This is a genomic window from Agrococcus carbonis (assembly GCF_900104705.1).
Taxonomy (GTDB): domain Bacteria; phylum Actinomycetota; class Actinomycetes; order Actinomycetales; family Microbacteriaceae; genus Agrococcus; species Agrococcus carbonis.
This window is the reverse complement of record NZ_LT629734.1, coordinates 601935-619972: the sequence shown is the minus strand read 5'-3', so window position 1 is coordinate 619972 and position 18038 is coordinate 601935. Positions and strand designations below refer to the sequence as shown.

Sequence of the window (18038 nt, the reverse complement as noted above, 5' to 3'; positions counted from 1 at the left end):
GTGACGTGCAGGTTCCCCCGCTCGCCCGCTCGGGGCTCGACCGCGACCACGCGTCGCGCATCGCTCCCGACGCCGTCGAGCGTGCGCTCGGCGAGCCCACGACGCGCATCGTCGTCATCGCCGGCGACCGCGCGCCGGTGCGGGACGGCCGGCTCGTGCGCTTCGCTCCCGCCGAGCTCCCGAGCACCGCGAGGCCGGTCGAACCCGCTGTGCCGCTCAGCTGGCTCGGCCGCGCGACGGCCGCGGGCGGTGCGGCGCCGGGCGGGATCGTGCTGAGCATGCTCGTCGCGGAGCCCTTCGAGGTCGAGGGCGCCGAGTGGCGGTCGCTCCGCGAGGTGGGCGCCGCGCTCGACGACGCCGACGCGACGGCGCTCGTGCAGGCCGTCGCACTCGGGGCGTGGCAGCTCGAGAGCCACCACAGCCCGCTCGACGGCCTCCCGACGACGTTCGAGGAGTCCGGCTGGGTGCGGCGCTCGGCGAGCGGCCAGCCGCACTTCCCGCGCACCGACCCGGCGGTGATCGTCGCGATCCACGACCGCTCCGACGAGCGCATCCTGCTCGGCCACAACGCCGCGTGGCCCGAGGGCCGCTACTCGCTCATCGCCGGGTTCGTCGATCCGGGCGAGTCGCTCGAGGCCGCCGTCGTGCGCGAGGTGCACGAGGAGACCGGCCTCCGCGTCGTCGAGCCGCGCTACCTCGGCTCGCAGCCGTGGCCGTTCCCGCGCAGCCTCATGCTCGGGTTCGAGTGCGTCGCGCCCGAGCCGGACGCGATCGTGCCCGACGGCGTCGAGATCCTCGACGTGCGCTGGTTCACGCGCGACGAGCTGCGGGCGGGCGCGGTGCAGCTGCCCGGCGCCACGTCGATCGCCTCGTGGATCATCGAGTCGTGGATGGCGCGATGACGGATGCGTCGATGGCGGTGACGGCCACGACCGACGCCGACCGCATCCTCGCCGGCCTCGACGAGCAGCAGCGGCAGGCGGCGACGGCGCTCGGCGGGCCGGTGGCGATCCTCGCGGGCGCAGGCACCGGCAAGACGCGCGCGATCACGCACCGCATCGCCTACGCGGTCGCGACCGGCGAGCAGGCGGAGCACGCGTCGCTCGCGCTCACGTTCACGTCGCGCGCGGCGGGGGAGATGCGCACGCGGCTCGCGCGCCTCGGGGCGGGCGGCGTGCAGGCGCGCACCTTCCACGCCGCGGCGCTCGCGCAGCTGTCGCACTTCTGGCCGCGGGTGGCCGGTTCGCGCATGCCGGCGCTGCTGCCGCAGAAGGCGTCGACGCTCGCCGACGCCGCCGCGCAGCTGCGGCTGCGGCTCCCGACCGCGCAGCTCCGTGATGCCGCGGGCGAGATCGAGTGGCGCAAGTCGCAGGCGATGACGATCGAGGACTACGGCATCCAGGCCCGCATCCGCCCCATGCCGACGGGCGTCGCGCCCGAGGCGATGATCGACCTGCACATGGCCTACGAGCGGCTCAAGGACGAGCGGCGCCAGATCGACTTCGAGGACGTGCTGCTCGCGACCGCCGGCATGCTCGAGCGCGAGCCGGTCGTCGCCGACGAGGTGCGCGCGCGCTACCGCCACTTCACGGTCGACGAGTACCAGGACGTCTCGCCGATGCAGCAGCGCGTGCTCGCGGCCTGGCTCGGCGACCGCCGCGACGTGTGCGTCGTCGGCGACCCGAGCCAGACCATCTACTCGTTCGCCGGCGCGGACGCGGCGAGCCTGTCGCGCTTCGTGCACGAGCACCCCGACGCCGAGGTCGTGCGGCTCGAGCGCTCCTACCGCTCGACCTCGTCGATCGTCGGATGCGCCAACCGGCTCATGCGGGGACGCGACGCCCTCACGCTCTCGGCGGCATCGGGCGAGGCCGGCCGCGAGCCGACGATCGCCGCGTACGCGAACGACTCCGCGGAGGCCGCGGCGATCGCCGCCGCGTGCCGCGCCCAGGTCGACGCGGGCGCCGACCCGGGGCAGATCGCGGTGCTCACCCGCTTCCACGCGCAGTCCGGGCTCATCGAGCAGGCCCTCGCGAACGTCGGCCTCTCGTCGACGGTGCGCGGCTCGGTGCGCTTCTTCGAGATCCCGGTCGTCAAGCGCGCGGTGCTCATGCTGCGCAGCGCGCCCGCCGACGACCGTCCCGTCTTCCAGGCCGTCACCGACATCGTCATGGGGCTCGGCTACCGGGCCGAGCCGCCCGCGACCCACGGCGTCGAGCGGGCGCAGTGGGATGCGCTGCACGCCCTCGTCACGCTCGCCGAGGAAGCGGGCGGCACCGACCTCCCGGGCTTCGCCCGCGACCTGCAGCGCCGCGCGCAGACCGAGCACGAGCCCGCCGTGGCGGCGGTCACGATCGCGACGATCCACGCGGCGAAGGGCCTCGAGTGGCAGCACGTGCACGTGTGCGGGCTCGCCGAGGGGCTCCTGCCCGTCTCCCACGCCACGACGCTCGCCGAGATCGACGAGGAGCGCCGCCTGCTGTACGTGGCGATCACGCGCGCAGAGCGCACGCTCTCGCTCACATGGGCGCGCAGCTCGGGCCACGCCGTCAGGCAGCCCTCGCGGTTCCTCGCCGAGCTGACGCCGCCGCGCGGTGCGGGCACGCCCGCCGCCGCAGCGCGCTGACCGCACCGTCGCGCTGCCCGATCCGCACGCCCCAGCGGTGAGGCAGCTCGCCCGCGCCCGCGCGCCGCAGCGCCTCGAGCACGGTCACGACCGCCTGCGCCGCGGCGATGGGGCTCGGCACGGGGGAGAGGTGCGCGGGCAGCAGCGCCACGTCGACGAGCGCGCCGCACCGCTCGCAGCCGCCGTCCTGCTCGAACGGCCCCACCTGCACCCACGCGTCGCCGACCGTCACGGGCAGGTGCGCGACGCGCGAGTCGCGCAGCCGCTGCTGCTCTGCCGGCGGCAGCCGCCACGGCGCGACCGGCACGACGACGCCGCCGTCGCCCGCCGGGTGGCCGGCGTCGCGCGCCGCGCGGTGCAGCTGGGCCGCGAGGCGGATGCGCCCGCGCACGATCACGGGGACGGCCGTCGCGGGTACGACGAGCGCCGGGCCGAGCGCGTCGAGCAGCGCCCGCGCAGGCTCGTCGCCCAGCAGCTGCGCGAGCTCGATCGGCAGGACGCCGCGCGCGAGCGCAGCGAGCGCCTGCAGGGTGGGCGGGTCGGCGTCGAGCTCGGCGACGGGCGCCTGCGCACCGATCGCGATGCGGTCGGGCGAGGTGCGGAAGACGGCGAGGTGCGGGTCGAGTCGGAGCATGGGCGCATGATGCGCCGGATGCGCGCAGAGCGTCGTCGGCTCTCCACAGGAGCGCCGCCCGGGGCCGAGGGTCAGCGCTCGGCCGGCCCGCCCTCGGTGCCGTCGGCCGGCTCGCCGTCGTCCGTCGCGTCGGCGTCCGACTCGTCGCCGCCCGTCTCGTCGCCGCCCGTCTCGTCGCCGCCCGTCTCGTCGCCGTCCTGCTCGTCGCCGTCCTGCTCGTCGCCGTCCTGCTCGTCGCGCTCCGCGTCGTCGAGCAGCTCCTGCAGCGCGAGATCCATCTCGTCGAGCTCGCCGACGCCCTGCAGGCGCGCGATCACGCGCGAGGGGTCGTCGATGTCGTCCGAGCCCGGCATGAGGTCGGGCTGGTCCCACAGCGAGTCGCGCGCCTCGGCGCCCACCGCATCCGTCACCGCGCGCCAGAACGCCGCCGCCTCGCGCAGCCGGCGCGGCCGGATCTCGAGCCCCACGAGCGTGCCGAACGCCTTCTCGGCCGGACCGCCCGTCGCGCGCCGACGGCGCACCGACTCGGCGATCGCCTCGCGCTTGGGCAGGCGCGCGGTCGCGGCCTCGGTGACCGCGTCGACCCATCCCTCGATGAGGGCGATCGTCGTCTCGAGCCGCGCGAGGGCCTCGAGCTGCTCGGGCGTCTTCGGCGGGATGAGCGCACCGCTCGAGAGCGCCTGGCGCAGCTCTTCGGGGTTCGTGGGATCGAAGGACTCGGCGAGCTCCTCGAGCCGGTCCACGTCGATGCGGATGCCCTCGGCGTACTCGCGCACCGACGAGAGCACGTGGAGCCGCAGCCAGCGCGCGTGGTGGAACAGCCGCGCGTGGGCGAGCTCGCGCGCCGCCATCCAGATGCGGACCTGGTCCTCGGGGATCTCGAGGCCCGCCGCCGCGTCGCGCAGGTTGACGGGCAGCAGCGCCGCGGTGTCCTCGAGCAGCGGGAAGCCGAAGTCGCCGCCCGCGACGGTCTCGCCCGCGAGCTGGCCGACGACGTTGCCGAGCTGCATCGCGAACATCGTGCCGCCGACGTTGCGGAGGATGCGCTCGGCGCCGGCGATCATGTCCTGCGCCTCCTCGGGCGCGTGCTCCTGCATCGCGCGGGTGAGGGCGCTCGCGATGCTGTTCGCGACCGGCTCGCTCATCTCCTGCCACACGGGGATCGTCGCGTCGACCCACTGGCGTCGCGAGAGCATCGTGAGCGAGGTCGCGGCGCCGATCTCGGTGGTCTCGCCGAGCCACATCGCCGCGAGGTCGGCGGCCTGCTGGACCGCCTCGCGCTCGGCGCTCGTCACGGAGCCCGGGTCGCGCTGCACGACCGCCGCGGCCTGCCGCTGCGCAGCCGACCAGTCGATGCCGTCCTCGGTGCGCGAGAGCGCGGCCTGCAGCTGCGCCATGAGCGCCTGCAGCTGCGCGGGGTCCGACGGCATGCCCGCAGCACCCGCGAGGCGCGCGGGATCGATGGGGCCCTCGCCCGAGAGGAAGCGCTGCAGCATCTCGCGCAGCTCGTCCTCCGGGCGGCGATCGTCGGAGTCCTCAGGCATGCGACTACGCTAGCCCCAGCATGTCTGAGCCCGCGGGGATTCCCGCCAACCCGCCCTCCGCCGTCCGCGAACATCCGGCCATCCGGTTCCCGGACGTGCGCCCCCGCCGTCTGCGCCGCGCCGGATGGGGTGCGCTCGTCGCCGCAGCTGCCGCATCGCTCGCCCTCGCCTTCGTGCCCTCGCCGTACGTCGTGGAGGTTCCCGGGCCCACGTTCGACACGCTCGGAGCGACCGACGCCGGCCCGCTCATCGAGATCGACGGCGCCCAGACGTACCCGACCGAGGGCGAGCTGCGCCTGTTGACGGTCGCGTGGTTCGGCAGCCGCGACCGGCCGCTCAGCTGGGTCGATGTCGCGCAGGCGTACGTCGACCCGGCGCGCTCGATCATCCCGATGGACGCGGCCTTCCCCCCGCAGCTCACGATCGAGGAGTCGAACGAGGCGGGGCGCATCGACATGCAGAACTCGCAGCAGGCTGCGGTCGCCGCCGCGCTCCTGCACGAGGGCTACGACATCGAGAGCGACGTGCGCGTCGCGGGCGTGATCCCCGACAGCCCGGCCGACGGGGTGCTCGAGGAGGGCGACCGCATCCTGCGCGTCAACGGCGAGACCGCCTACGACGTCTACTCGATCCGGGCCTCCATCGCGGCCGTCGACGGCCCGACCGAGCTCGACATCGAGCGCGACGGCGAGCCGATGACCGTCGAGGTGACCCCGCTCGTGGAGGGCGACCAGCGACTCGTCGGCATCTACCCCTCGCACGAGTTCACGTTCCCCTTCGACGTCGACATCGAGCTGCCGAACGTGGGCGGCTCGAGCGCGGGCATGATGTTCGCGCTCGGGATCATCGACGAGCTCACCCCGGGGGCGATGACCGCCGGCACGCACTGGGCGGGCACTGGCACCGTGACCGCGCTCGGCGACGTCGGCCCGATCAGCGGCATCGTGCAGAAGATGCACGGCGCCGTGGATGCGGGCGCCTCGCACTTCCTCGCGCCCGTGGAGAACTGCGGCGACGTCGTCGGGCACGTGCCCGACGGCCTCACGGTGCTCGCCGTCGACACCCTCGACGACGCGATCGCGGCGATCGACGCGGTCGCGATGAACGAGGACATCTCGGGCCTGCCGACCTGCGGCTGATCCGCCGGGGGAGCGCGGCGCCTGCCGGGCGCGGGGCGGGAAGCTCATAGGGAGCCTGACTACGATGAGGGGCACCGCCCGCACAGCACCTTGGAGCCATACGACGTGTCTGCCAACGCCGAACGACCGACCGCCGCGACCACCGGCAGATCGCGGCCATCGCCGCTGCTCATCACCGTCCTGATCGTCGCCGCGATCATCGGCGCGTTCGTGGTGTTCTCGGGCTTCTACGCCGACATCCTCTGGTTCGACCAGCTGGGCTTCGTGCAGGTGCTGCAGACCCGCTGGCTCTCCATGGGCCTGATGTTCCTCATCGGGTTCCTCGCGATGGCGGTGCCGCTCGCGCTCAGCGTGCAGATCGCCTTCCGCTCGCGCCCCGTCTACGCGCAGCTCAGCTCGCAACTCGACCGCTACCAGGAGCTCGTCGAGCCGCTCCGCCGCGTCGTCATGTGGGCCGCGCCCGCCGCGCTCGGCCTCTTCGCCGGCACCGCCGCCGCCTCGCAGTGGGAGACGGCCCAGCTGTGGCTCCACCGCCGGCCCTTCGGCGAGACCGACCCGCAGTTCGGCCTCGACATCGGCTTCTACATCTTCGAGCTGCCGTTCTACCAGCAGATCGTCGGCTTCGCGCTCGCGGTGCTCTTCATCTGCGGCGTCGCCTCGATCGCGACCTCCTACCTCTACGGCGCCATCCGCATCACGGGCCGCGAGTTCCGCATCTCGCGCTCGGCGCGCATCCAGATCGCCGTCATCGCCGCGCTCTACATGCTCGCGCTCGGCGCCTCGATCTGGCTCGGCCAGTACGCCTCGCTCGCGCAGACCTCGCAGGGCTTCCTCAACACCGGTGCCGGCTGGACCGAGGTCAACGCGTCGATCCCGGCCGCGCAGATCCTCGCGGGCATCGCGGCGGTCGTGGCGATCTTCTTCATCATCACCGCCATCATCGGCCGCTGGCGCATCGCGATCGTCGGCACGGCGCTGCTCATCGCCGCGTCGCTCGTCGTCGGCGTCGCCTACCCGGCGATCATGCAGCGCTTCAACGTCGACCCGAGCGCCCGCACGCTCGAGGCCGAGTACATCCAGCGCAACATCGACGCGACCCGCTCGGCATGGGGCGTCGACGAGATGGTCGAGACGCCCACAGAGACGCGGACGGACGCCGAGCCCGGCGCCCTGCGCGCCGACGCCGAGACGACCGCGAACATCCGCATCATCGACCCGGCGCAGGTGACCGACGCGTTCGCGAACCTCCAGGAGTACCGCCAGTACTACGGCTTCGCCGACCAGCTCGACGTCGACCGCTACGAGATCGACGGGCAGATGCAGGACACCGTCATCGCGGTGCGCGAGCTCGACCTCTCGGGCCTCGACGACGACAGCTGGTACAACCGCCACATCGTCTACACCCACGGCTACGGCGTCGTCGCGGCGTACGGCAACCAGCGCGGCCCCGAGGGCCAGCCGGTGTTCCTGCAGGCCGGCATCCCGACCTCGGGCGCGCTCGGCGACTACGAGCCGCGCGTCTACTTCGGCGAGGCGATGCCCGACTACTCGATCGTCGGCGGCGCCCCCGGCAGCGACCCGCTCGAGCTCGACTACCCGCGCTCGACCGAGGAGGGCGCCGGCAACGCCGAGACGACCTTCGCCGGTGACGGCGGCCCGGCGCTCGACAACATCTTCAAGCGCCTCGTGTTCGCGCTGAAGTTCCAGTCGGAGCAGATCATCCTCTCGGATGCCGTCACGGACCACTCGCAGATCCTCTACGACCGCCACCCGCGCGACCGCGTCGCCGCCGTGGCGCCGTACCTCACGCTCGACAGCGACGTGTACCCCGCGGTCGTCGACGAGCGGCTCGTGTGGATCGTCGACGGCATGACGACCGCGTCGACGTTCCCGTACTCGTCGCACCGCTCGATCGCCCAGGCGATCGCCGATTCGACGAACCCCAACCCGCAGGTCGCGCCCGGCCAGATCATCAACTACGTGCGCAACTCGGTCAAGGCCGTGGTCGACGCCTACGACGGCTCGGTCACCCTCTACGCGTGGGAGCCCGAGGACCCGATCCTGCAGGCGTGGAACGAGATCTACCCCGGCACGATCCACCCGATCAGCGAGATGTCGGGGGACCTGATGAGCCACGTGCGCTACCCGTCCGACATGTTCAAGCTGCAGCGCTCGATCCTCGGCGACTACCACGTGACCGACCCCGGCACGTTCTTCTCGGGCGACGACCAGTGGGCGACGCCCTCGGAGCCGACGGCGTCGAACGCCGACACCGCGCCGGCGCAGCCGCCGTACTACCTCACGATGTCGGTCGACGGGCAGGACCCCGCGTTCACGCTCTACTCGACGTTCATCCCGCGCGACGGCCGGAACGTGCTCTACGGCTACCTGTCGGTCAACGCCGACGCCGGCAGCACCGACGGCGAGGTGGCCGACTCCTACGGCCGGCTCACGCTGCAGATGCTGCCGAAGGACCAATCGATCCCGGGCCCGGGCCAGGTGCAGAACAACTTCGACACCGACAACCAGGTCTCCGAGGTGCTCAACCTGCTGCGCCAGGGCTCGACCGAGGTGATCAACGGCAACCTGCTGACGCTCCCGGTCGGCGGCGGTCTGCTCTACGTGCAGCCGGTCTACCTGCAGTCGACGGGTGCGACGTCGTTCCCGGTGCTCCGCAAGATCCTCGTGGCCTTCGGCGACGACATCGCGTTCGAGGACACGCTCGACGAGGCGCTCGACGCGCTCTTCGGCGGTGACTCCGGCGCGCAGGCGGGCGACTCGGGCGTCGATCCCACGACCCCCGAGGGGGAGCCGGCCCCGGAGGAGCCGGGCGGCGAGCCCGCGCCTCCGACCGACCTGCAGGCGCAGCTCGACGCCGCGCTGCAGGACGCGGGCGCCGCGCTCCAGGAGCGGCAGCAGGCGTACGCGTCGAACGACCTCGTCGCGGCAGCCGAAGCCGACGAGCGGCTCACCGCGGCGCTCGAGCGCATGATCGAGCTCACTGCGCAGATCGAGGGCGGCCAGAGCGACGGCGGCCAGAGCGACGGCGGGCAGGCGGAGACGCCGGCTCCGGAGGAGACTCCGGCCCCGGAGGGCAGCGAGTCGCCGTAGCGATTTGCCCGGGCCCGAAGCCCCTGGTAAAGTCATTGACTGTGCCGCGGGGTGGAGCAGCTCGGTAGCTCGCCGGGCTCATAACCCGGAGGTCGCAGGTTCAAATCCTGTCCCCGCAACGAAGTCCGCGAACTGCGGCACGAGAAGAGGCGCCCGAGAGGGCGCCTCTTCTGCGTCTCCCTCGGAAGTGCTCGGTGCGAGCCGCCGGGTGTGCCGGCCGACCCGCCGACGGCGTAGCGTTCGACCATGGGCTTCGCGGTGACGGCGGATGCGTACGACCGGTTCATGGGCCGGTTCTCCCGGCCGCTCGCGGCCGTCTTCGCCGACATGGCGGGCGTCGACGGGGGCGCGGTGCTCGATGTGGGCTGCGGGCCGGGTGCGCTCACGGACGAGCTCGTCCGTCGCGGCGCGCGCGTGCGCGCCGTCGATCCCGCGCCGGGCTTCGTCGAGGCCGTGCGCGCACGGCATCCCGGCGTCGACGTGCTCGAGGCGTCCGCCGAGGCACTGCCGTTCCCCGACGGCGCCTTCGACGCGGCGCTCGCGCAGCTCGTCGTCCACTTCATGGCCGAGCCTGCCGCCGGCCTGGCCGAGATGGTGCGCGTCACCCGGCGCGGCGGCACGGTCGCGGCGTGCGTGTGGGATCACGCGCTCGGCCCGCTCTCGGTCTTCTGGCAGGCAGTCGCCTCGCTCCACGAGGGCGACGGCCCGCCGCCGGGCGAGGCCTCCCGTGCCGGCCAGCACCGCGGCGACCTCGAGCGCCTGCTGCTCGGCGCGGGGCTCGTCGAGGTCGAGGAGGCCCCGATCGCGACGGTCGTGCGCTTCGAGGACGTCGCCTCGTGGTGGGCGCCGTTCGAGCTCGGCGTCGGCCCCGCGGGCGATCACGTCTCCGGCCTCGACGCGCAGGGGAGGGCGCTGCTGGCCGCTCGCTGCCGGGAGCTCCTGCCGCCGGCGCCGTTCGATGTGACGGCGACCGCCTGGAGCGCCCGTGGCATCCGGCACTGAGCGCCTGCGGCATCCGGCCCTGAGCGCCCGCGGCATCGGGCCAGAGCGCCCGCGGCCTCCGGCCCTGCGCGCCCGCGTCCCTACTCGAAGAGCCCGCCGAGCCCGCCGCCGCTCGATGAGCCGCCGTTGGAGCCGGAGACCGCGAGGCGTCCCTCGCTCGGCTGCACGACGACGAAGCCCGGCCCGTGGAACGCGAGCTGGAACGCCTCGCCCGTGCCGCCTCGCAGCATCGAGCGCACGTTCATCGAGCTCACGACGCTCGGCTGCAGGTTCGCCGACCAGCACACCGCCGCGTTCGGGTCGACGAAGGTCGGCTGCTGCGAGCAGTCGAGCAGCAGCGGCTGGCCCTCGCACGAGACACCGACGGTGCCCTGGCCGCCGATCTCGACGTTGAAGAGGCCCCCCGCCATGATGTTGCCGCTGCGCAGCATCCGGATGTCCCACTGCAGCTGCGGATCGAAGGCCAGCAGGTTCTTCCCGTTGACGGAGAGCCCCTCCTGCTCGAGCAGCACGGTGAAGACGTTCGCGGCGTCGCGCGCCAGGAAGACCTCGCCCTCGCCGCGGATGCGCATGAGCGGCGCGCCCTCGCCGGTGACGAGCTTCTTGAGCAAGCGCGCGGCACCCGCGCCCTCGTGCTGGAACTCCATCTGCCCCTGGTAGGCGACCATCGCGCCCTTGGCCGCGAGCACGTCGCCGCCGCCCGAGACGCTGATGCGCAGCATCTTGCTCGACTGCTTGACCCAGCGCTCGCCCGAGCGCGCCTCCTGGTGCGCCTCGGCGAACAGCTCGCTCCTCACGCGCCCTCCTCCTCGAGCGCGCGCTCGAGCCGCTCGACCTTGCCGTCGAGCTCGCCGCTCCAGCCGGGGCGGATGTCGGCCTTGAGCACGAGGGATGCGCGCGGGGCGTGCGCGAGCACCGCGTCGGTCGCGCGCCGCACGACGTCGAAGACCTCGTCCCACTCGCCCTCGATCGTCGTGAACATCGCGTCGGTGCGGTGCGGCAGCCCGCTCTCGCGCACCACCCGCACGGCGGCCGCGACCGCGTCGTGCACCGAGCCGTCGGCACCGGCAGTGCCCGGCGCCACAGAGAATGCGACCAGCATCCTGCTCCCTTCGTCGCCTCGATCCTGGCACCTCGGCGTCGGCAGGGCGAGCGCCGGCGCGAGGCCGTCGGCACGCCGCGCGACGTAGGCTGGGGGCATGGGTGCTGACGACCGGATGCTGCTGGCCGCCGCGGTGCAGTGGGCACCGGGGGAGGACGCCGACGAGAACCGCCGCGCGGCCGCCGGCTGGATCGACGCCGCCGCCGACCGCGGCGCGCGGCTCATCGTGCTGCCGGAGTACTCGCAGCACTGCTCGAGCGACCTCGCGGCGACCGCGCCGGCCGCCGCGGAGGCCCTCGACGGACCGTTCGCGACGATGCTGCTCGAGCGCGCCGCAGCGCATGACGCCGTCGTCGTCGCGGGCATGGTCGAGCGCCTCGACGACGGCGTCGCGAACACCGTCCTCGCCGTCGACGCGACCGGCATCCGCGCCGCGTACCGCAAGGTGCACCTCTACGACGCGTTCGGCTCGCGCGAGTCCGACTGGCTGACCGCGGGCGACCCCGCGCAGCTGCCGGTCTTCGACGCGCTCGGCACGCGCATCGGCGTCGAGACCTGCTACGACCTGCGCTTCCCCGAGGCGACGAGGCGGCTCGTGGATGCGGGGGCCGACGTCGTCGTCGTGCCTGCCGAGTGGGTGCGCGGGCCGCAGAAGGAGCGTCACTGGACGACGCTCGTCACGGCGCGCGCGATCGAGTCGACCGTGCACGTCGTCGCCGCCGACCAGGCCCCGCCGCTCGGTGTGGGCTGCTCGCTCATCGCCGACCCGATGGGCGTGCCGCTCGCGGCGCTCGGCGACGAGCAGGGCATCGCGGTCGCGCCCCTCGACCCGGAGGCGATCGCCTCGACGCGCGCGCGGAACCCCTCGCTCGCGAACCGCCGCTACCGCATCGCCTGACGCGCGCTCAGCGCGCCGGTTCGAGCGCGGCGTCCCGGAGGCCGGCGAGCCGGGCGGAGGCCTCGTGCAGCATGTCGTCCGACTTGCAGAACGCGAAGCGCAGGGTCGAGCGCAGGTCGCGGCGCGACGGGCGGGCGAGCGCGGAGAGCGGGACGCCGACGACCCCGGCGAGCTCGGGCAGGCGGCGCGCGAGCGCCGTCGCGTCGTCGAAGCCGAGCGGCGCGGCGTCGGCGAGCACGAAGTAGCCGGCGTTCGCGTCGTGCACGGCGAAGCCGGCCTTCCGCAGGCCCCGCGTGAGGATGTCGCGCTTCCGGGCGAAGGACGCGACGATCGTGTCGAAGTGCTCGTCGGGCAGGCGCAGCCCCACCGCGACCGCGGGCTGGAACGGCGCGCCGTTGACGAACGTGAGGTACTGCTTGACGGCGCCGATCTGCGCGATGCGCTCGGGCGTCGACATGATCCAGCCGATCTTCCAGCCGGTCACCGAGAACGTCTTCCCCGCCGACGAGATCGAGACGAGCCGCTCGCGCGCGGCGTCGAAGGATGCGATGGGCACGTGCTGGTCGTCGTACACGAGGTGCTCGTAGACCTCGTCGGTGACGATGATCGCGTCGCGGCGCTCGGCGACACGCACGATCTCGCGGAGGGCCTCCTCGCCGAACATGGTGCCCGTCGGGTTGTGGGGCGAGTTGACGAGGATCATGCGCGTGCGGGGGCTCGCCGCCCGCGCGAGCCGCTCGGGGTCCGGCTGGAAGTCGGGTGCGTGCAGCGGCACGGGCACGAGCACCGCGCCGACGAGTGCCGCGATCGCCGCGTAGGCGTCGTAGTACGGCTCGAAGACGATGACCTCGTCGCCGGGGCCGAGGTAGGCGAGCATCGTCGCGGCGAGCGCCTCGGTCGCACCGGCGGTGACGAGCACGTCGCCGCGGCCGAGGCCGATGCCGTAGAAGCGGCGCTGGTGCTCGATGACGGCGTCGATGAGCTCCTGCGCGCCGCGGCCCGGGCCGTACTGGTTGCGGCCGTGGTCGATCGCGTGCTTCGCGGCGTCGAGCACCGCGCGCGGGCCGTCCTCGTCGGGGAAGCCCTGGCCGAGGTTCAGCGCTCCCGTCGCGGTGGCGAGCGCCGTCATCTCGGCGAAGATCGTCGGCGCGAGGCGCCCGTCCGCGCCCAGCAGGCCGGCGCCCGCCGCTGCTCGCTGCCAGGGTGCGTGCGCTGCTGCCTGCTCCATGCCTCGACGCTACCCCGCTTCGGCGCATTCCGAACGGCCGACATCGGCGCCGCGTAGGAATCGCATGGGATCGCCTGGCACCGTAGAGCCATGACCAACCCGTACGACAGCGTGCCGAACCCGATGGCGCCGCAGGGGCAGCCGCATCCGCAGCCCGCGCATCCGCAGCGCTACGCGCCGCAGCCCGGTCCGCAGGCGCAGACCCAGCCGCAGCCGGGCAGCCCGCACGAGCAGTGGCGCTGGCAGCAGCCGACGTCGGCGGCGGCTCCGGTCGGATCGGCGCCCGCGTCGCACCACGAGCTGTACCCGCAGCCCGAGCGCGACGAGGGCCGGCGCCCCCGCAGGCGCGCCGGCGCGGTCGTGGCGATGCTCGCCGCGGCGTGCCTCGTGGGCGGCGCCGCCGGCTTCGGCGCCGGTGCGCTCGTCATGGGGCAGCAGCAGCCGCAGACGCAGTCGGCGCCGCCCTCGAGCGACGCGACCGGTGAGACGGTCTCCGATCCGCAGACGATCGCCGACGTCGCCGCGGCCGCCGGCCCCTCGGTCGTCACGGTGCAGGCCGTCTCGAGCAACGGCAGCGGCGAGGGCTCTGGCGTCGCGGTCGCCGCGGGCGGCTACATCGTCACGAACAACCACGTCGTCACGCTCGACGGCCAGACCGCCGACGCGCGGATCACCGTCGAGACCAACGACGGCCGGCTGCTCGAGGCCGAGATCGTCGGCACCGACCCCATCGTCGACCTCGCGGTCATCAAGGTCGACGCCGAGCTCCCGGTCGTGACCTTCGCCTCGAGCGACGACGTGCGGGTGGGCGACACCGCCATCGCGATCGGCGCCCCGCTCGGGCTGTCGAACTCCGTCACCGACGGCATCGTCTCCGCGGTCGACCGGGGCCTCCGGATCGCCTCGAGCGCCGCGCCCGAGGGCAGCGACCAGTCGCAGCAGGAGCCGTTCGGCTTCTGGCAGGAGAACGGCGCGCAGGGCGCGCAGGAGGAGATCTCGATCCCGGTCGTGCAGACGGATGCGTCGATCAACCCGGGCAACTCCGGCGGCGCGCTGCTCAACGCATCCGGGCAGCTCGTGGGCGTCAACGTCGCGATCGCGAGCATGGGCCAGGGGAGCTCGACGTCGGGATCGATCGGGATCGGCTTCGCGATCGAGTCGAGCCTCGTGCAGCGCGTCGTGCAGGAGATCATCGACACGGGCGAGGCGAGCCACGGCCTGCTCGGCGCGACCGTGAGCGACGTGACCGACGCATCCGTCGGCACGGTCGGCGCGCAGGTGCGCGAGCTGAGCGACGGGGGAGCGGCGGCGAGCGCGGGCCTGCAGGCCGGCGACGTCATCACCGAGATCGACGGGCAGCGCGTCACGGGCGCGGTCGACGCGACCGCGCAGGTGCGCTCGCACCCCGCGGGCGCGGAGGTGACCGTGACCTACCTGCGAGGCGGCGAGGAGTCCGAGGCGCAGGTCACGCTCGGGGCGCTCTAGCTCCCGCCCTCCCGCGGGGAGTCCGACGGCGCGTCGACCGATGCATCCTGCATCGGCGGCGCGCCGTCCGCGTCGCCCGCGCGGCGCTCGCGCAGGCGACGGAGCCCGCCGCCGAGGCCCTCGCGCTCGATGGCGCGCGCCTCCTTGATGCGCTGGCCGAGGCTCGGGCGCACCTCCTTGATGCGCGGGGCCAGGTTGGCGTCGAACTCGCGCGGCGCGGGGCCGAACGCCTCGCGAGCGGCCTTGACGACCTGCCGGCCCAGGATGTTGTTGCCGACGCCGCCGATGACGGCGCCGATGCCGAACGGCATCGCGCGGCCCACCATCGAGGCGCCCGTGTTGCGGGCCATCCGCCGCAGGAAGGCGCGGCGCAGGTAGTCGATCACCTGGCCCATCGCGCCCGTCGGCATCGCCGAGGTGATGAGCTGGCCCCAGTGCGCGTCGATGCCGCGCGCTCGGCCGGTCGCCTGCTCGGCGGCGCGCTTGACGAGCGCCGAGCCGCCGGAGCCGAGCATGAGGGCCATGACGAGCGCCTTGGCGCGCTGCTCGTCCTCGACGGCGATGCCGTGCACCTCGGTGACGGCCTGGCCGAAGAACGCGGTCGCCTCGAGGAAGCCGACCGTCTCGGCGACGGTGAGGCCGAGCGCCGCCGCCGTGCCGATGCCCGGTGCCACGGCGGTCGCGCCGACCGCGGCGCCACCGGTCGAGACGGCAGCGAGGTACTGCTTCTCGAGCCGCTCGATGGTCTGCGCGGGCGTGATCCCGGGGTGCTTGCGCCGCAGCGACCGCAGGTGGTTCACGACGAGCGGACGCTGGACCCCCAGGATCCGCTCGAGCGCGGCCATCACCCAGCCCAGGTCGTCGTCCTGCTCCACCTCGCCCATCGCGGCCCTCCCGTCGTGGCGCCGCGTGCCGGCGCCGGCAAGCATGGTCTCGCGCGCCGCCGGGAGCGGCCTGAGCGTGGGATCATGGACCCATGAGCGACACCCAGCGACTGGACACCGGCCACACCGGCGGTGGCACCGACGTGCTCGACCGCGAGCTCGAGCAGCTCCTCAACCAGGAGTCGGTCGAGGACGGCGACCACGACCGCTTCGCGCACTACGTGAAGAAGGAGAAGATCCTGCAGTCGGCGCTCTCGGGCAAGCCCGTGCGCGCGCTGTGCGGCAAGAAGTGGACCCCGGGGCGCGACCCCGAGAAGTTCCCGATCTGCCCGACGTGCAAGGAGATCTACGAGAAGCTGAAGGCCGACTGAGCCGACGGCGGATGCGTGGGGCGCCCGGGCGGGAACCCCGTCAGCGGAAGGCGGTGGGCAGCGCGGGCTCGCCGCGCGCGAGCCGGTGCGCGTCGGAGGGCAGCTCCGCGACCGACGCGTCGTGGCGCTCGCGGGCGGCCTCGACGCCGTCGTGACCCATCCAGCGGGCGTCGATCTCGCCGCCGGTGACGAGCGGCACCTGCAGCGCGCGACCGAGCGCCGCGGCCTCCGCGGGGACGACGCCGTCGACGCTCAGCAGCACGGTCTCCTCGGTCGCGACGCCGCCCGAGAGCGTGCGCACCGCGATCTTCTCGCCGCCCTTCGAGGCCTTGTTCTCGGAGTGCTTCGCGACGCCGACCCATTCGCCGTCCGCATCCTGCCGCGCGACGAGCTTGTAGACCATGCCCGCCGCCGGGGCGCCGGAACCCGTGACGACGCTCGTGCCGACGCCGTACGCATCCACGGGGCTCGCCTGGAGGCCTGCGATCGCGTACTCGTCGAGGTCGCTCGTAACGGTGATGCGCGTGCCGGTCGCGCCGAGCGAGTCGAGCAGCGCGCGCGCCTCGGCGGCCACCTCGACGAGGTCGCCCGAGTCGAGCCGGATGCCGCCGAGCTGCGGACCGGCGACCTCGACGGCCGTGCGGATGCCCTGCTCGACGTCGTAGGTGTCGACGAGCAGGGTCGTGCCGACGCCGAGCGTGTCGATCTGCGCCTGGAAGGCCTCGGCCTCGGAGTCGTGCAGCAGGGTGAACGAGTGCGCGGCGGTGCCCATCGTCGGGATGCCCCAGCGGGCGCCCGCGGCGAGGTTGGACGTCGCGGAGAAGCCCGCGATGTAGGCGGCGCGCGCGGCGGCGATCGCGGCCTCCTCCTGCGCGCGGCGCGAGCCCATCTCCGCGAGCGGCCGGCCCTTCGCCGCACGCGTCATGCGCGTCGCGGCGTTCGCGACGGCGGAGTCGTAGTTGAGCACCGACAGCGCGACCGTCTCGAGCACGACCGCTTCGGCGAACGAGCCCTCGACGACGAGGATCGGCGAGCCGGGGAAGTAGAGCTCGCCCTCGGCGTAGCCGCGGATGTCGCCCGAGAACCGGTAGTCGGCGAGCCAGTCGAGCAGGTCGGCCGAGACGACCTCGTGCTCGCGCAGCCACGCGAGCTCCGCATCGCCGAAGCGGAACTCGGCGAGCCGCTCGAGGAAGCGGCCCGTGCCCGCGACGACGCCGTAGCGGCGGGCGCCGGGGAGCCGGCGGGCGAAGACCTCGAACACCGACGGCCGGAACGCGGTGCCCGACCGCATCGCGGCGTCGATCATCGTGAGCTCGTAGCGGTCGGTCATGAGCGCGGTGTCGGTCACGGCGCCAGCCTACGGTGCCGGCCTGCGGGTGCGGGTAGCGTTGCCCGGTGACCCGTTCCCCGAGGCCCCTGCCCGACGGCGTCGAGCTCCGCGAGCCGACGCCCGCCGACGCCCCCGCGTGGGCGACGTTCCTCGTGGAGGCGCAGCAGGCGACCTACGCGGGCCGGCTGCCGGAGGACTTCGGCGTCCAGGGGCTTGCGCAGGCCAACGTCGAGGGGCTAGCCCGGGCGTTCGGCGATCCGGCGCGCCACGACGCCGTGCGGCGCATCGCGTGGGCAGGCGACGCGATCGTCGGCGTGGCCGCGACGAGCGCCGCGCCCGCCCGGTGGGAGGTCGAGCTCGGGCTCGTGCCGCCGCCGGCCGGGCGCGAGCTCGACCGGCTCTACGTCCACGCCGACATGCACGGCACCGGCCTCGGCGCGGCGCTCTTCGACGCGGTCGTCGACGATCGCGCGCACTACCTGTGGCTCATCGACGGCAACGAGCGCGCCGCCCGCTTCTACGAGCGGCGCGGCTTCGAGCACCTCGACGAGCGCGTCTCGACCGGCCCGACGTGGGGCGGCATCCCGATGCACCGGATGTTGCGGCCGGAGCGCTCAACCGCAGGTTGAGCGTGGAGGCCGCAAGGTCGAGGAGCGCGCGCCGCAGGCGCACGCGTCACGAGAC

The 18038-nt window shown here is 73.8% G+C and carries 16 protein-coding genes and 1 tRNA gene; 10 read left to right on the top strand and 7 right to left on the bottom strand.

The annotated features are described in order from the left end of the window. Nucleotides 1-5 precede the first annotated feature (5 nt). Together nudC and BLT67_RS03025 are read left to right on the top strand one after the other, a co-directional pair. Nucleotides 6-902: an NAD(+) diphosphatase gene (nudC, locus tag BLT67_RS03030; protein ID WP_231945558.1), complete on the top strand. Its 897-nt coding sequence runs from the start codon at nucleotides 6-8 to the stop codon at nucleotides 900-902. Beyond that, nucleotides 887-2626 carry an ATP-dependent helicase gene (locus tag BLT67_RS03025; protein ID WP_231945557.1) on the top strand — a complete coding sequence of 580 codons (1740 nt, stop codon included), beginning with the start codon at nucleotides 887-889 and terminating at the stop codon, nucleotides 2624-2626. The genes nudC and BLT67_RS03025 overlap by 16 nt, the downstream gene beginning before the upstream one ends. On the opposite strand, the gene BLT67_RS03020 is transcribed toward BLT67_RS03025, so the two are convergent. Together BLT67_RS03020 and BLT67_RS03015 are read right to left on the bottom strand one after the other, a co-directional pair. After that, complete coding sequence (locus tag BLT67_RS03020) at nucleotides 2550-3260, bottom strand: hypothetical protein (RefSeq protein WP_092665661.1); 711 nt, start codon at nucleotides 3258-3260, stop codon at nucleotides 2550-2552. The genes BLT67_RS03025 and BLT67_RS03020 overlap by 77 nt on opposite strands. 71 nt (nucleotides 3261-3331) lie before the next feature. Continuing rightward, on the bottom strand, nucleotides 3332-4804 hold the full coding sequence (locus BLT67_RS03015; protein WP_092665660.1) for a zinc-dependent metalloprotease: 1473 nt from the start codon (nucleotides 4802-4804) through the stop codon (nucleotides 3332-3334). A 20-nt stretch (nucleotides 4805-4824) separates the two neighbouring features. On the opposite strand from BLT67_RS03015, the gene BLT67_RS03010 reads away from it, so the two are divergent. The 4 genes from BLT67_RS03010 (at nucleotide 4825) to BLT67_RS02995 (ending at nucleotide 10056) form a co-directional block, all read left to right on the top strand. Beyond that, nucleotides 4825-5943, top strand: coding sequence for a YlbL family protein (locus BLT67_RS03010; RefSeq protein WP_157674122.1), 1119 nt, complete (start codon nucleotides 4825-4827; stop codon nucleotides 5941-5943). Nucleotides 5944-6048: 105 nt separating this feature from the next. Beyond that, nucleotides 6049-9054, top strand: coding sequence for a UPF0182 family membrane protein (locus BLT67_RS03005; RefSeq protein ID WP_231945556.1), 3006 nt, complete (start codon nucleotides 6049-6051; stop codon nucleotides 9052-9054). Between the two features lie 45 nt (nucleotides 9055-9099). Further along, a tRNA-Met gene (locus BLT67_RS03000) sits at nucleotides 9100-9173 on the top strand. A gap of 127 nt (nucleotides 9174-9300) precedes the next feature. Continuing rightward, a complete protein-coding gene (locus BLT67_RS02995) occupies nucleotides 9301-10056 on the top strand; it encodes a class I SAM-dependent methyltransferase (protein WP_092665658.1) in 756 nt (251 codons plus the stop codon). Nucleotides 10057-10136: 80 nt separating this feature from the next. Here the strand turns inward: BLT67_RS02995 and BLT67_RS02990 are convergent, their stop codons facing one another. Together BLT67_RS02990 and BLT67_RS02985 are read right to left on the bottom strand one after the other, a co-directional pair. Continuing rightward, complete coding sequence (locus BLT67_RS02990) at nucleotides 10137-10853, bottom strand: AIM24 family protein (protein WP_092665657.1); 717 nt, start codon at nucleotides 10851-10853, stop codon at nucleotides 10137-10139. Then, complete coding sequence (locus BLT67_RS02985; protein ID WP_092665656.1) at nucleotides 10850-11158, bottom strand: thiamine-binding protein; 309 nt, start codon at nucleotides 11156-11158, stop codon at nucleotides 10850-10852. The genes BLT67_RS02990 and BLT67_RS02985 overlap by 4 nt, the downstream gene beginning before the upstream one ends. A gap of 97 nt (nucleotides 11159-11255) precedes the next feature. Between BLT67_RS02985 and BLT67_RS02980 the strand changes: the two genes are divergently transcribed. Beyond that, nucleotides 11256-12056: a nitrilase-related carbon-nitrogen hydrolase gene (locus BLT67_RS02980; RefSeq protein ID WP_231945555.1), complete on the top strand. Its 801-nt coding sequence runs from the start codon at nucleotides 11256-11258 to the stop codon at nucleotides 12054-12056. Between the two features lie 7 nt (nucleotides 12057-12063). Here the strand turns inward: BLT67_RS02980 and BLT67_RS02975 are convergent, their stop codons facing one another. Beyond that, on the bottom strand, nucleotides 12064-13284 hold the full coding sequence (locus BLT67_RS02975) for an aminotransferase class I/II-fold pyridoxal phosphate-dependent enzyme (protein ID WP_092665655.1): 1221 nt from the start codon (nucleotides 13282-13284) through the stop codon (nucleotides 12064-12066). A gap of 90 nt (nucleotides 13285-13374) precedes the next feature. Between BLT67_RS02975 and BLT67_RS02970 the strand changes: the two genes are divergently transcribed. Beyond that, a complete protein-coding gene (locus tag BLT67_RS02970) occupies nucleotides 13375-14769 on the top strand; it encodes a S1C family serine protease (RefSeq protein ID WP_092665654.1) in 1395 nt (464 codons plus the stop codon). Here BLT67_RS02970 and BLT67_RS02965 read toward each other — a convergent pair. Then, entirely contained in the window at nucleotides 14766-15653 is an 888-nt protein-coding gene (locus tag BLT67_RS02965; RefSeq protein WP_197674429.1) for a hypothetical protein, read from the bottom strand. The genes BLT67_RS02970 and BLT67_RS02965 overlap by 4 nt on opposite strands. Nucleotides 15654-15745: 92 nt before the next feature. Between BLT67_RS02965 and BLT67_RS02960 the strand changes: the two genes are divergently transcribed. Further along, on the top strand, nucleotides 15746-16024 hold the full coding sequence (locus tag BLT67_RS02960; RefSeq protein WP_092665653.1) for a DUF3039 domain-containing protein: 279 nt from the start codon (nucleotides 15746-15748) through the stop codon (nucleotides 16022-16024). A gap of 40 nt (nucleotides 16025-16064) precedes the next feature. Here the strand turns inward: BLT67_RS02960 and BLT67_RS02955 are convergent, their stop codons facing one another. Further along, on the bottom strand, nucleotides 16065-17372 hold the full coding sequence (locus BLT67_RS02955; RefSeq protein ID WP_269456973.1) for a nicotinate phosphoribosyltransferase: 1308 nt from the start codon (nucleotides 17370-17372) through the stop codon (nucleotides 16065-16067). A gap of 47 nt (nucleotides 17373-17419) precedes the next feature. On the opposite strand from BLT67_RS02955, the gene BLT67_RS02950 reads away from it, so the two are divergent. Beyond that, nucleotides 17420-17983: a GNAT family N-acetyltransferase gene (locus tag BLT67_RS02950; RefSeq protein WP_092665652.1), complete on the top strand. Its 564-nt coding sequence runs from the start codon at nucleotides 17420-17422 to the stop codon at nucleotides 17981-17983. Nucleotides 17984-18038 lie beyond the last annotated feature (55 nt).

Coding starts and splice junctions, on each gene's coding strand:
- BLT67_RS03020 (WP_092665661.1), bottom strand. CDS start 3,260: ATGCTCCGACTCGACCCGCACCTCGCCGTCTTCCGCACCTCGCCCGAC.
- BLT67_RS03015 (WP_092665660.1), bottom strand. CDS start 4,804: ATGCCTGAGGACTCCGACGATCGCCGCCCGGAGGACGAGCTGCGCGAG.
- BLT67_RS03010 (WP_157674122.1), top strand. CDS start 4,825: ATGTCTGAGCCCGCGGGGATTCCCGCCAACCCGCCCTCCGCCGTCCGC.
- BLT67_RS02995 (WP_092665658.1), top strand. CDS start 9,301: ATGGGCTTCGCGGTGACGGCGGATGCGTACGACCGGTTCATGGGCCGG.
- BLT67_RS02985 (WP_092665656.1), bottom strand. CDS start 11,158: ATGCTGGTCGCATTCTCTGTGGCGCCGGGCACTGCCGGTGCCGACGGC.
- BLT67_RS02980 (WP_231945555.1), top strand. CDS start 11,256: ATGGGTGCTGACGACCGGATGCTGCTGGCCGCCGCGGTGCAGTGGGCA.
- BLT67_RS02975 (WP_092665655.1), bottom strand. CDS start 13,284: ATGGAGCAGGCAGCAGCGCACGCACCCTGGCAGCGAGCAGCGGCGGGC.
- BLT67_RS02970 (WP_092665654.1), top strand. CDS start 13,375: ATGACCAACCCGTACGACAGCGTGCCGAACCCGATGGCGCCGCAGGGG.
- BLT67_RS02965 (WP_197674429.1), bottom strand. CDS start 15,653: ATGGGCGAGGTGGAGCAGGACGACGACCTGGGCTGGGTGATGGCCGCG.
- BLT67_RS02960 (WP_092665653.1), top strand. CDS start 15,746: ATGAGCGACACCCAGCGACTGGACACCGGCCACACCGGCGGTGGCACC.